The sequence below is a fragment of the Pseudomonas sp. Irchel s3f19 genome (assembly GCF_900187555.1).
Lineage (GTDB): Bacteria > Pseudomonadota > Gammaproteobacteria > Pseudomonadales > Pseudomonadaceae > Aquipseudomonas > Aquipseudomonas capeferrum.
Window position 1 is genome coordinate 1 of sequence record NZ_FYDW01000025.1, and the last position, 12,932, is coordinate 12,932.

Annotated in this window: 10 protein-coding genes and 1 pseudogene; 9 read left to right on the forward strand and 2 right to left on the reverse strand. The window is 65.1% G+C overall.

Annotated features, from left to right (window positions below; all coding sequences use genetic code 11):
• Positions 1–184, reverse strand: a 184-nt coding sequence (locus CKW22_RS27440) for a transposase (protein WP_143500811.1), incomplete at its 3' end; no start/stop codon positions are given.
• A gap of 412 nt (positions 185–596) precedes the next feature.
• On the opposite strand from CKW22_RS27440, the gene CKW22_RS27035 reads away from it, so the two are divergent.
• The 9 genes from CKW22_RS27035 (at position 597) to CKW22_RS27075 (ending at position 11,704) form a co-directional block, all read left to right on the forward strand.
• Entirely contained in the window at positions 597–1,748 is a 1,152-nt protein-coding gene (locus CKW22_RS27035) for an LLM class flavin-dependent oxidoreductase (protein WP_033697148.1), read from the forward strand.
• A 19-nt stretch (positions 1,749–1,767) separates the two neighbouring features.
• A complete protein-coding gene (locus CKW22_RS27040) occupies positions 1,768–2,832 on the forward strand; it encodes an ABC transporter substrate-binding protein (RefSeq protein ID WP_033697147.1) in 1,065 nt (354 codons plus the stop codon).
• Positions 2,829–3,887 carry an ABC transporter substrate-binding protein gene (locus CKW22_RS27045; protein WP_033697146.1) on the forward strand — a complete coding sequence of 353 codons (1,059 nt, stop codon included), beginning with the start codon at positions 2,829–2,831 and terminating at the stop codon, positions 3,885–3,887. Before CKW22_RS27040 ends, CKW22_RS27045 begins: the two co-directional genes overlap by 4 nt.
• 204 nt (positions 3,888–4,091) lie before the next feature.
• A complete protein-coding gene (locus CKW22_RS27050; protein ID WP_095065607.1) occupies positions 4,092–6,335 on the forward strand; it encodes a TonB-dependent receptor in 2,244 nt (747 codons plus the stop codon).
• Positions 6,336–6,407: 72 nt separating this feature from the next.
• Complete coding sequence (locus tag CKW22_RS27055) at positions 6,408–8,855, forward strand: TonB-dependent siderophore receptor (RefSeq protein ID WP_047582037.1); 2,448 nt, start codon at positions 6,408–6,410, stop codon at positions 8,853–8,855.
• Between the two features lie 179 nt (positions 8,856–9,034).
• Positions 9,035–9,787: an ABC transporter permease gene (locus tag CKW22_RS27060; RefSeq protein ID WP_095065609.1), complete on the forward strand. Its 753-nt coding sequence runs from the start codon at positions 9,035–9,037 to the stop codon at positions 9,785–9,787.
• Positions 9,788–9,797: 10 nt separating this feature from the next.
• Complete coding sequence (locus tag CKW22_RS27065) at positions 9,798–10,553, forward strand: ABC transporter permease (RefSeq protein WP_095065611.1); 756 nt, start codon at positions 9,798–9,800, stop codon at positions 10,551–10,553.
• Between the two features lie 11 nt (positions 10,554–10,564).
• Complete coding sequence (locus tag CKW22_RS27070; RefSeq protein WP_033697136.1) at positions 10,565–11,350, forward strand: ABC transporter ATP-binding protein; 786 nt, start codon at positions 10,565–10,567, stop codon at positions 11,348–11,350.
• A 57-nt stretch (positions 11,351–11,407) separates the two neighbouring features.
• On the forward strand, positions 11,408–11,704 hold the full coding sequence (locus CKW22_RS27075; protein ID WP_095065613.1) for a chorismate mutase: 297 nt from the start codon (positions 11,408–11,410) through the stop codon (positions 11,702–11,704).
• A 148-nt stretch (positions 11,705–11,852) separates the two neighbouring features.
• On the opposite strand, the pseudogene CKW22_RS27080 reads toward CKW22_RS27075, so the two are convergent.
• Positions 11,853–12,932, reverse strand: a pseudogene (locus CKW22_RS27080) (calcium-binding protein); the annotation flags it as partial.

Consider the following 12,932-nt stretch of genomic DNA (forward strand, 5'->3'; position numbering starts at 1 on the left):
GATAGCTGGAGACCCACCGGCGCAGCAGACTGACGTCGATACCGAAACGCTGGGCTACTTTTCGGAAGCCATCGCTACCATCTAGGTAGGCTGAGATGGCTGTGAGTTTGAACTGCTCTGTGTATTTGCCCATCGGTCCCCCCAAGGGTTGGATTTTTTGTCCAACTTCTTGGGGGCAGTCCATTTGTTTCGGGCCAGTTATGCCTGAAGCATTGGCGCGCGGCCCCTTGGCGCCCGCCTCGATATAGCGTCGTACAGACAAGGGGGCGCGCGCCTATATAACAGGACTCACTGGCCCGAAACAAATGTGGGAGCGGCCTTGCGCCGCGAAGCGCCGCGCGGGCGGCGCTCGATCTCCCAGGCGCTAAAAATCCAAAGCCATGCGACCTGGCTTCCCCATGACCTCAAATGCCCCTGCACTTCGCAGGCTCTCTCATGCTGCTCCCCCAGCATCCACTGCTTACCGATTGCTGCCACAGCAGCACCCGGCCCTCTGCCCTCTGCGCAAACCCCTGCCCCATAAGGCTGTCGCCGTGCATGGCACAGCGGTTGCACCTGCCTATCCATCCGCACAACCGCCCCCTTCAGGAGCCCCCATGACCACCGAATTCTTCTGGCGCCTGCCCCTGGGCACCGATGGCCCGCAGTTGTCCACCGACCGCCATAACCGCGGCAACCCCCACCACCGCCCCGGCAACATCGCCCCCGGTCGCCTGCCCAATGGCGACAGCGATGGTTTCACCTACATCGACTACATCGCCCAGGTGGCCAAGGCCGCTGAACTGGCGGGCTTCGAGGGGGCCTTGCTGCCCACCGGCCCCGAGCCGTGGATCGCCGCCGCCGCGCTGGCCCGCGAAACCCGCCGCATACGCTTTCTGATCGCGTTCCAGGCCACCTGGACCCTCCCCGCCTATGCCGCGCAACAGGCCGCCATCCTGCAGAACCTGAGCGGCGGCAGGCTGGACTGGAACATCATCACCGGCGGCAACCCGGCCAGCCAGCGGGCCAACGGCGACTTCCTCGAACACGACCTGCGCTACAAGCGCACCGGCGAATTCCTCGATGTGATCCAGGGCCTGTGGCAGCAGGACACGTTCTCCTACGAAGGCGACATCTATCGCCTGGAACACGGCAGCCTGCCAGCGGGCCTGCAACACGAACGCAAGCCGGGTGTGTACTTCTCCGGGTTTTCCGATGCCGCGCTGGAGGTGGCTGCACGCCACGCCGATGTGTACCTGAACTGGGCCGAGCCGATCGACAAGCTCAAACCCCATATCGAGCGGGTCAGCGAGCTGGCCGACAAACAAGGGCGCACGGTGCGCTTCGGCCTGCGCGTCGACCTGTTCGCCCGCGAGACCGAAGAGCAGGCCTGGCGTGAACTGCGCCAGCAGTTCGAGCGCCTGGAAGGCAAGGCCAGCGCCTCTGCCAAGGGCTTCGTCAGCGGCTCCGACTCGGTCGGCGGCGCGCGCCAGGCGGCCTACCACCAACACCTGCAAGGGTTCGACGAGTTGGTCCTGGCACGCAACCTGTGGGCCGGTTTCGCCAAGGCCAAACCCGGCCCGACCGTGGGCCTGGTGGGTAGCCACCAGCACATCGCCGAGCGCCTGGCCGAATACCGTGATGCCGGTTTCAGCACCTTCATCCTGGCCGCCAACCCGCACCTGGAAGAGGCCTTGCGCATTGGCCAGGAAGTGCTGCCGCTGGTACAGCAGGCTGCGGCCACCACCCCCTTGAAGGCCAACGCCTGAAGCCGACCGGAGCAAGCACATGAGCAACCCCCTCGACACCCTGTGGTATACCCGCTGCCCAGTACCCACCGGCCTGGGCATCGCCGTGCAGCAAGGCTGGCTGCAGGACGACCTGGCCAGCCTCGGCACCCAGGTGCAGTCGCTGCGCGAGGCCGACCAGCAGGCGGTGCGCGAATCGCACTTCGACCACAGCCTGCGCAACTCGGTGCGCCACGGTGGCAGCATTCCGGCGATCTGGGCCCGTGCCCAAGGGCGGGACACACGCGTGATCGGGCTGTCCTGGGCCGATGAGGCGCAGTTGATCCTGACCCGCCCAGACAGTGGCATCCACACGGTCAAAGACCTCAAGGGGCGCCGCTTCGGCCTGCCCGACTGGGCCTCGGCGCAGATCGACTTCACCCGCGCCCAGGCCTTGCGTGGGCTGGAAAACGCCCTGAAGCTCGAAGGCCTGCAAGTGGGCGACGTGGCGTTGGTCAACTACCACTACGACGGCACCTTCAGCGACCGCCCGGTGCGCAATGTGGCCGGTACACCGGTATCCAGCAGCCAAAGCGAAGGCCGCAACCTGGAGCTGGCCGGGCTGCTGCGCGGCGAGGTCGATGCCATCTTCCTCAAGGGCGCCAGCGCCGTGCAACTGGCCCATGCCTTTGCCTTGCACACGGTGATCGACACCGGCAGCCACCCCGACCCGCTGATCCGCAGCAACAACGGCACGCCGCGTACCTTGGCGGTGGACAGCCACCTGCTGGCGCAGCACCCGCAGGTGGTGCGCACCTTGCTGTCGTCAGTACTGCGCGCCGAGCGCTGGGCCCATCAGCACCCCGACGAAACCCGCCGCTACCTGGCCCGGGAAACCAACAGCAGCGAATACTGGGTCACGGTCGCTTACGGCGCCGATGCCCACTTGCGCCTGAGCACCCGGCTGGAGGAGCAGGCCATCGACGCCCTGCAAGATTTTGTCGAATTTCTCAAACGCTGGCGCTTCATCCCGAACCGTTTCGAGGTACGCGACTGGATCGACCGCCAACCGCTGGACCACTTGCTGGCACCCACCCCCCTGGACAGGAAGCCCATTACCCCATGACCAAGCCACTGGAAACTCTCTGGTACACCCACAGCCCTGTGCCCACCGGGCTCGGCATTGCCGTGCAATCCGGGCGCCTGGCCGAAGCTTTTGCGCCGTTCGGCACCAACATCCAGTCGTTACGCGAGTCCAGCGAACGGGAGGTGCGCGAAGCCCACTACGACCATCACCTGCAGAACTCCGTGCGCCACGGTGGCAACATCCCGGCGATCTGGGCCTATGCCAGCGGGGTCGAAACCCGGGTGCTGGGGCTGTCGTGGAGCGACGAGGTGCAGCTGATTCTGACCACCGAAGAAAGCGGTGTGCGCAGTATCCGCGACCTGAAAAACCGCCGCTTCGGCCTGCCCAAGTGGGCCAACGTGCAGATCGACTTCACCCGCGCGCAGGCCCTGCGCGGGCTGGAGAACGCGCTCAAGCTCGAAGGCCTGAGCGTGGCTGATGTCGAACGGGTCGACTACCCCTACGGCGGCACCTACAGCGACGATGCCAAGCAGCACCTGTACGGCGCCGAAGTGAGCCTGGACACCAGCCGCTTCAGCCGGCGCAACAATGAGCTGATCGGCCTGCTGCGCGGCGACATCGACGCGATCTTCCTCAAGGGCGCCCACGCGGTACACCTGGCCCACGAGTTCGGCCTGCGGGTGGTGGTCGACACCGGCAGCCACCCCGACCCGTTGATCCGCAGCAACAACGGTACGCCGCGCACCTTGACCGTGGACAGGCACCTGCTGGAAGAGCACTTCGATGCCAGCCGCACACTGGTCGACACCGTGCTGCGCACCGAGCAGTGGGCCTGGGCCAACCCGGAGGAGACCCGGCGTTTTCTGGCGCGCGAACTGAACACCAGCGAGTACTGGGTAGCGGCAGCTTACGGTGATGATGCCCACCGGCGCTTGCGCACGACGCTGGATGGGCGTTCGATCGACGCGTTGCAGGACTTTACCGAGTTCTTGTTCAGGTGGGGGTTCATACCGCGCCGGTTCGACGTGCGCGAATGGATCGACTTCAGGGTATTGGAGAGTGTGATCGGCTCGACTTCGCGGTTGGCGGTGTGATTGCAGGGGGGCCGCTTGGCTGCCCCAGCATTCCTGATGAGCAGCTGCTGCCCCAGCAGCACCCGCCAAGCACCCCACTGCTGCCAGATCGGCAACAACCTACAAATCAAATCAAATAACCTATATAAATCAATAATTTATCAACCTGGCACAGTCCCTGCTCTAGCTCTCCCCAACAACGCTTTACATACGGGGAGATTCACCATGCACCAGCGCCATCCACTAGCCCGCCAGATCAGCCTTGCACTGCTGCTGGCCAGCACCGGCGGCCAAGCCGTCGCCGCCGGCGAAGACACCAAGGCCGAGCCAGCCCTGGAAACCGTCACCGTCACCGCCCAGCATCGCGAGCAGACCCTGCAGGAAGTGCCCGTCGCCGTGTCGGCGATCAAGGGCACCAGCATCACCGCCGATGGCGTGCGCTCGATGGGCGACATCACCACCTTCGTGCCCAACGCCTCGGCCAAGAACCCCGACGGCGATGGCCGCCCGCGCTGGTACATACGCGGCCTGGGCACCGGTGATACCGGTGCGGCGACGGTCTTCCCGGTGGGCATCTACGCCGACGACGTCTACCTCAATGCACCGATCGCCGGGGGCGGCCCCCTGTTCGACCTTGAACGCATCGAGATCCTGCGCGGGCCGCAGGGCACCTTGTATGGCAAGAACACCACCGCCGGTGCGGTCAATGTCATCTCGAAAAAGCCGGCCTTCGACACCGACGGCTACGGTACCGTCGGCTTCGGCAGCAAGAACGAGCGCATCGTCACCGGTGCCATCGGTGGCGCGCTGGTGGACGAAAAGCTGGCCGGGCGGGTATCGCTGTATTCCGAAGAACGCGATGGCTTTCAGAACAACGATTTCGACGGCAACACCTATGGCGACGTGAACAAAAAGGCGATCCGCCTGCAGTTCCTGGCCCAGCTCAACCCCAACCTGGACGCCCTGCTCAAGCTGCACAGCCGCCAGTTCAAGGGCGACGGCAGCAACGGCTCGCTGCCGGTGGGCCGTTATTACAACGTCGGCTACGAGCGCCCCAATGGCCGCGATATCGCGCTCAACGTCAACGAGGACTACCGCCTCGACCACGACGGCGCGTCGTTGACCTTCAACTGGTACCTGGGCGATTACACCCTGACCTCGATCAGTGCCTACGACTACATCCGCAACCGCTCCACCAGCGACGCCGACTACACCCCCTATGAAGTCAACGGCGCGGCAATCACCGACAACAGCTACCGCCAGTGGTCCCAGGAGCTGCGCCTGGCATCGCCGGAAGACCGCCCGCTGCACTGGCTGGCGGGCGCCCACTACTTCCATGAAGACCTGGACAGCTCGGCCCAGCGCATCGTCACCCCAGGCCCGACGCCCAACGGCACCGGCTCGAACCAGGTTGGCACCACTGCGTTGCGCGACCTGGGCTATGACCACCGCACCGACAGCTACGCGCTGTTCGGCAACCTGACCTACGACTTCACCGATGATTTCAGCGTCACCGGCGGCCTGCGCTGGACCCAGGAGAAGAAGGACATCGACCTGGACCTGGTGCAACTGACCCGCGCCACGGCCAACGGCTCGCTGATCCCGCTGGGCGGCGTGGGCAGCAACGGCAACCGCCAGGAAGACAAGACCTGGGAAGCCTGGACCTACGACCTGACCCCCGAGTACCGCATCAACGACAACCTGCGGGTGTTCTTCCGCTACGCCCATGGCTTCCGCTCCGGCGGCTTCAACACCGGGCTGTCGACCAGCCTTGCGCAGTTGACCACGGTCGACCCGGAAGAACTGGATGCCTACGAGCTTGGCCTGAAGTCCGAGTGGTTCGACCGCCGCCTGACGGTCAACGCCAACGTCTTCTACTACGACTACTCGGACATCCAGGTGAACCTGCTGACGGTCAACAATGGTGTACTCACCACCGCCTTGACCAACGGTGCCAAAGGTCCGGTCAAAGGTGCCGAGCTTGAGATCGAAGGCCAACCGACCGACCGCCTGCACCTGCGCGCGGCGGTGTCGTTCCTCGACACCGAGTACACCGACTTCAAGAACACCAACCCCACCACGGGCGCGGTGACCGGTGACTACAGCGGCAACAGTTTCGTGCGTTCGCCACGCAACGTGGTGTCGCTGGGTGCCGACTACACCATACCGCTTCAGGTCGGCGGCAAGCTGGTGGCCGGCGGCGACGTGAGTTTCCGCGACAAGGAATACTTCCTCGCCGACCGCCAGAGCAGTGCCGACGAGACCCTCAGCCAGCCGCACTACACCCTGGCCAACGCCCGCCTGACCTGGTTCAGCCCTGATGACAAGTTGAGCGTGAGCGGCTTCGTCAACAACCTCACCGACCGCCGCTACCAGGTGCATGGCCGGCCCAACGGCACTGCCGGGCAGTACGTGATCACCTACGGCGACCCGCGCACGGTCGGGCTGAGTGTCACCAGCCGGTTCTGATTTTTCTCACAAAGGGGCCGCTGCGCGGCCCATCGCGACGCAAGGCAACAACGCCTACTAAGGATTATCCCCATGCCCCACTACACCCCCTTGGCAAGCGCCATCGCCCTGGCCATCGGCAGCCTTGCCGTGCCCGCATTCGCCGCCGAACCCGCCGCCAACCTCGACACCGTGGTCGTGGTCGGCACCCACCGCAGCGACGTCACTGCCCTGCAGAGCGCCGCGCCGGTCGACGTCCTCAGCGGCGAGAAACTGCAGGAAACCGGCGCCAGCGACCTGTCTGCCGCGCTCACCGCCTTATCACCGTCGTTCAGCTTCCCGCAGTCGCCACAGGGCGCATTCGCCGGTTCCATCGCCCAGGGCGCCTCGTTGCGCGGCCTGGCCTCCGACCAGGTGCTGGTACTGGTCAACGGCAAACGCCGCCACACCAGCGCCAACGTCACCCGTCAGGGCCTGGTCAACGCCCGCGGTGCCGCAGCGGTGGACCTCAGCCTGATCCCGCTGTCAGCCATCGAACGGGTGGAGATCCTGCGCGATGGCGCTGCTGCCCAGTATGGTTCGGACGCCATCGCCGGGGTGATCAACATCGTGCTCAAGGCGCGCGATGAAGGCGGCAACGCCGGCTACCGCTTCGGCGGCTACAACAAGGGCGACGGCCTGCAGCGCAAGCTCAGCGGCTGGAAAGGCTTTGCCCTGCCCAACGACGGCTTCCTGACCCTGGCCTTCGACGCCGGCAGCCAGGACCCGGCCAGCGATACCCGTGACGACAACCGCTTGTTCTACCCCGGCTCGACCAGCATCGACACCCCGCGCGAGCAGAACAACCGCTACCGCAACTGGCGCTGGGGCTCGGGCAACGTTTCCGACCAGTACAACTTCACCGCCAACGCCGAGATGGGCCTCACCGAGGGCCTCAGCGCCTACGGCTTCGCCACCTACGCGCACAAGAACACCGATGCCGAGAACTTCTTCGACCCGCCCACCACCCTGCGCAACAACTATGGCAGCGTGGCCCTGGCGCGCTACCCCGACGGCCGTCTGCCGGTGACCCGTTATGGCCTGGAAGACTACGCCGTCACCGGCGGCCTGCGCTTCGAAGACGAAACCCTGGGCCACTTCGACCTGGCGCTGAACTACGGCAATAACCGCGTCGACTCTACCGACCGCGACGCGATCAACCCCAGCTGGGGCAACGCCAGCCCATCGACGATCTACACCGGCCGCCGCGAGGCCGACCAGACCAACCTGACCCTGGACTGGACCCGCGACTTCGCCAACGACTGGCTGTTCAAGCCGCTGACCGTTTCGGCAGGGCTGGCCTGGCGCCAGGAAAACTACGACCTGACGGCAGGTGATGCAGCCGGCTGGTCCAACGGGCCGCTGTTCAACACCCTGGACCCAGTCTCTGGCCGACGGATTCCGGGCTATTACTCAGGCATCACCCAGGTCGATGCCGTGTCGCTCGACCGCCGGGTGATCGGTGCCTACTTCGATGTCGAAGCCCAGCTGACCGAGAAATTCCAGGCTGGCGTCGCGGTGCGCAGCGAGCATTATTCGGACTTTGGCGACACCACCAACGGCAAGCTGTCGCTGCGCTACGATTTCACCCCGCAAATCGCCGCACGGGCCAGCGCCAGCACCGGCTACCGCGCACCGTCGCTGGTGCAGAGCGGGCTGTCGTCGTTCAGTGTGCAGGTGGTCGAGCAGCCGCCGGGCAGTGGCAACTGGGTCGAGGTGCAACAACGCACCCTGCGCGCCGACAGCCCGGAGGCAGCGCTGCTGGGCGGCAAGTCGCTCAAGCCCGAGGAGTCGACCAACTTCTCCGTAGGCTTGGTCTGGCGCCCGCTGCCGAATGCCTCGGTCACGCTCGATGCCTACCGCATCGACATCGACAACCGCATCACCCTGTCCGACCAGTTGCCGGCCTCGGTGGTCGGCCCGATCTTCGCGGGTACGCCCTACGCCAACATCCAGAGCGCAGCGTTCTACAGTAACATCGCCGACACCCGCACCGACGGGTTCGAACTGGCCGGCCACTACCAACTGGACGTGGGCCGCTGGGGGCGCCTGGACTTCAATGGCGGCTATGCACGCAACAATACCCGCATCACCGGGCTGGACGATGTTGGCAGCATCCCCGGCAACCAGATCATCGGCCGCAACACCCAGGGCCTGATCGAGGACGGTACGCCCAAAGACAAGCTGACCTTGAGCGCCAACTGGCTGTACGACGGCTGGAGCGTCACCGTGGCGCAGCGACGCTATGGCGAGTGGCAGAGCCGCAACGCCGCCAACCCGACGCTGGACCAGACCTTCGGCGCGCAATGGGTGACCGACCTGGATGTGTCGTACCGCTTTGACCTGGGCCTGACCTTGTCGGCGGGCGCGATCAACCTGTTCGACAGCCACCCGGACAAGCTGGAAGGCGCGCAGCTGTATGGGGTGCCGAAGTATTCCATCACCAGCCCCGAGGGCGCGCAGGGGGCGTTCTACTACACAAGCGTCAGTTACGACTTCTGATCCTTGTGGGCGCGGGTTCACCCGCGAAGACCCCATGTTGCTGGCAGCCTGCTGCTGGAGCAGCAGTCCTGTGCTGCTCCAGCATCACCCCTTCCTCAGCCGCCGTATTTCCGGGCCCCGGCCGCCTGGCACAGCTCTTGCGATAGCCCTTTCCATCGTCTGCTCCCCCAAGGCCTGCCATGCGCTTGCTCTCGCTCCTCTCCTGGTTGATTTCCCCCGTGGCCCTGCTCGCCCTCTGGGCCCTGCTGGCCAACGCCGGGCTGTTCCCTGCCAACCTGCTGATCCCGCCGCTGGAGGTCTGGCACAGCTTCACCGACCTGCTGGCCACCGGCGAACTGCAGGAGCACCTCACTGGCAGCCTCTCGCGCCTGGCCTTGGGCTTTGTCGTCGGTGCGCTGGCGGGCCTGGCATTCGGCACCGCCCTGGCCTTGTCAAAAACCGTGGAGGCCTACTGCGCGCCGCTGTTTCACACCCTCCGGCAAATCCCCAGCATCGCCCTGATCCCGATGTTCGTGCTGCTGTTCGGCGTCGATGAAACCTTCAAGATCGTCATCGTCGCCAAGACCGCGTTCTTCCCCGTGGCCCTGGCCACCTGTGAAGGGGTGCGCGCCATCCCGCGCAGCCACTTTGAAGTCGCAGCGGTGTACCGCCTGCACTGGACCACGCTGGTCGGCCTTATCGCCCTGCCCGCTGCCGTGCCCGCGATCGTCACCGGCGTGCGCGTGGCCCTGACCCGCGCCTGGGTGGTGCTGGTGGCGTGCGAGCTCCTGGCTGCAGACAGTGGGCTGGGGCAGATGATCGAAATGGGCCGGCAGATGCTGCGTATCGATGTGGTGATGGTCGGGGTGGTGATCACCGGGGTGATTGGTTTTACCCTGGACTTCGGCCTGCGTCGCGTCGAGCGACGGTTTACCCGCTGGCAGAGCCGCTAAGGAGTTGCTGATGAACCTGAAGAGTCTTCGTGGCCTGGTGCTGCCATTGCTGCTGCTCGTAGCGTGGGAGTATGCCTCGCGCCAGGACGCCGCTGGCGCCTATGCCTTTGTGCCGCTGGCCCAGGTGGGTGCGGCCTGGGTCGAGTTGCTGGGCAGCGGCGAGCTGCTGGTCAACCTGTGGGCGAGCCTGCTGCGAACCTGCACAGGCCTGGCGCTGGGCATTGTCGGTGGCATCGGCTTGGGGGCGCTGATGGCCCTGTCGGCACCGGCCAACCGCCTGATCGCGCCGCTGTTCCACGCCCTGCGCCAGGTACCGATGCTGGGCTGGATCCCGTTGATCGCCTTGTGCTTTGGCAACGGCGAAAGTGCCAAGCTGCTCATCGTCAGCCTGGCGGCGTTGTACCCGATGGTGCTCAACACCTTCGAAAGCCTGCGCCAGGTCGAGGGCCAGCACCGCGAAGCCGCCCGGGTGCTGATGCTCAGCCGCGCACAGCAGTTGCGCCTGATCCTGTTGCCCGCCGCCTTGCCGGGCATCGCCGCCGGCGTCTTGCAGGCGCTGGCGTTCGCCTGGGTGACCTCGGTGGGCAGCGAGCTGTTCCTGTCCTCGGGGGCAGGCCTTGGCAGCCTGATGATGAACGCCGAGGCCGGCGCACGCATGGAGATCATTGTGGTCTGCGTGCTGTGCATCGGCCTGTGCGGCTACCTGATGTCCTGGCTCTGCACCCTCCTCTCCCGCCGCCTGCTGCGCTGGCGCCCGACCCGTTGAAAGGCCCGATCATGAACGCCATCGCCCACGCTTTACCCACCACCGCCACCCACGGCGCACTGAGCATTCGCGGCCTGAGCAAAAGCTACGCGCTCAAGGGCAAGCCGATGCAGGTGCTCAAGGACATCGAGCTGAACATCCAGCCCGGCGAATTCGTCAGCATTGTCGGCGCCAGTGGCTGTGGCAAGTCCACCTTGCTGCGGCTGATCGTCGGCCTCGACCAAGCCTACCAGGGGCAGATCCTGCTCGACCAGCAGCCCGTCCACGGGCCGGGCCTGGAACGCGGCATCGTGTTCCAGGACCACCGCCTGTTCCCGTGGATGACCCTGCAGCAGAACATCGCCCTGGCCTTGAAGAACCACACCATGCCGGCGACACACAAGGACCGCCTGGTAGCCGAGCATATCGCCCTGGTAGGCCTGAGCGGTTACGAACAGGCTTACCCGCACCAGCTATCCGGCGGCATGGCCCAGCGCGCGGCCATTGCCCGGGCGCTGGTGAACAAACCCAAGGTGCTGCTGCTGGACGAGCCGCTGGGCGCCCTGGATGCCCTGACCCGGGTAAGGTTGCAGCAGGAGTTGCAACGCATCTGGGTGCAGGAGCGCTGCACCGTGATCATGGTCACCCATGACATCGAGGAAGCGCTGTACCTGGGCGACCGGGTGATCGTGATGGATGCCCACCCGGGCAGAATCCGCGAAGACCTGCGCATCGACCTGCCGCACCCGCGCGAACGTGACAGTACCGTGTTGCAGGCTTACAAGCAGCGGCTGCTGGGTGAGCTGGTGGGGCATTGAGCTGCATTCGAGCGTGCCTGTGCTACTGTGCTGCGACACCCTCAAGGAGCCCGCCACATGGACGTACGCTGCACCTCGATCGAGGACGTTCGCTCGCGCATCGATCACATCGACCAGAACCTGGTCGCACTGCTTGCCCAACGTGGCCAACTGGTCGCCCAGGCGGCGACTTTCAAGAAGACCCGCGACGAGGTGCGCGCACCGGCGCGGGTCGAGCAGGTGATTGCCAAAGTGCGTGCCATTGCCGGTGATACCGGGGCATCGCCCGACGTGGTGGAACGGGTGTACCGGGCGATGATTGCGGCGTTCATCGATGAAGAGCTGAGACTGCATGCCGCGTTAGACCGGGAGTGAGTTGGGGCCGCTTTGCGGCCCATCGCGACGCAAGGCCGCTCCTACAGGAATATGCGATCTCTTGTAGGAGCGGCCTTGCGTCGCGATGGGCTGCGAAGCAGCCCCAATGTCAAGCCTGGAGGGCATCCCTTGCCCTCACCTTTGCGACTCACCCCGCCAGCACGAAGTCCGCTGCCGTCACAGTCGTGGCATCGGCAACCCCTACCAGGCGAATCGAGTCGGTAGCGCCAATGCTGACCAGCGTATCGGCACCGACATCGGCGATGGTGACGTTGCCCGCGAAGGTCGCCGCAGTGATGTTGAACGCGGAGATATCCAGCAAGTCCTGCCCGCCCACCAGGTTGGCATCGAAGTTGATGATCAGGTCGGCGCCAGACCCCGCACCGAACTGGAAGGTATCGTTGCCATCGCTGGCGATCATCGTGTCATCACCCGCGCCGCCGTTGACCCTGTCATCGCCAATCGCGCCGTTGAGGAAGTCGCTGCCGCTACCACCTGACAAGATGTCGTTGCCATCATCACCGAACAGCGTGTCGTTGCCCGCCCCACCGCTCAGGATGTCATTGCCCAGGCCACCATCGAGGCTGTCGTTGCCAGTGCCCCCGTTGATGGTGTTGGCCAGCGTGTTACCGCTACCGACGAAGTTGCCCACTCCGATATAGGTCAGGTTTTCGACGTTGGCACCCAGGGTGTAACTGTCTAGCGTGGTACGCACGCTATCGGTACCGGCCCCCGCGGCCTCGATCACCAGATCCCCGGTGTTATCCACCACGTAGGTATCGTTGCCGAGGCCACCCACCAGGCGATCAGCACCTGCACCGCCATTGAGCAAGTCGTTGCCAGCGCCTGCGCTGATGATGTTGTCGAGCGCGTTACCGCTAGCAGTGAAGTTGCCCACCCCGGTATAGATCAGGTTCTCGACATTGCTGCTCATGCTGTAGCTGGCTAGCGTGATACGCACGGTATCCGTACCGGCCCCCGTGGCTTCGATCACCAGATCCCCGGCGTTATCCACCACGTAGTTATCGTTGCCGAGACCACCCACCAGGCGGTCGGCACCCGCACCGCCATTGAGCAGGTCGTTGCCAGCACCGCCGACCATGATGTTGTCCAGCGCGTTACCGCCACCGACGAAATTGCCCACGCCGGTATAGGTCAGGTTCTCAAGGTTTGCACCCAGGCTGTAGCTGGCTAACGTGGTACGCACGGTATCCGTACCAGCTCCTGT

Excerpts from the sequence above, each read along its gene's own strand:
- CKW22_RS27035 (WP_033697148.1), top strand. The coding sequence starts at position 597 with ATGACCACCGAATTCTTCTGGCGCCTGCCCCTGGGCACCGATGGCCCG.
- CKW22_RS27070 (WP_033697136.1), top strand. The coding sequence starts at position 10,565 with ATGAACGCCATCGCCCACGCTTTACCCACCACCGCCACCCACGGCGCA.
- CKW22_RS27040 (WP_033697147.1), top strand. The coding sequence starts at position 1,768 with ATGAGCAACCCCCTCGACACCCTGTGGTATACCCGCTGCCCAGTACCC.
- CKW22_RS27075 (WP_095065613.1), top strand. The coding sequence starts at position 11,408 with ATGGACGTACGCTGCACCTCGATCGAGGACGTTCGCTCGCGCATCGAT.
- CKW22_RS27050 (WP_095065607.1), top strand. The coding sequence starts at position 4,092 with ATGCACCAGCGCCATCCACTAGCCCGCCAGATCAGCCTTGCACTGCTG.
- CKW22_RS27055 (WP_047582037.1), top strand. The coding sequence starts at position 6,408 with ATGCCCCACTACACCCCCTTGGCAAGCGCCATCGCCCTGGCCATCGGC.
- CKW22_RS27060 (WP_095065609.1), top strand. The coding sequence starts at position 9,035 with ATGCGCTTGCTCTCGCTCCTCTCCTGGTTGATTTCCCCCGTGGCCCTG.
- CKW22_RS27065 (WP_095065611.1), top strand. The coding sequence starts at position 9,798 with ATGAACCTGAAGAGTCTTCGTGGCCTGGTGCTGCCATTGCTGCTGCTC.
- CKW22_RS27045 (WP_033697146.1), top strand. The coding sequence starts at position 2,829 with ATGACCAAGCCACTGGAAACTCTCTGGTACACCCACAGCCCTGTGCCC.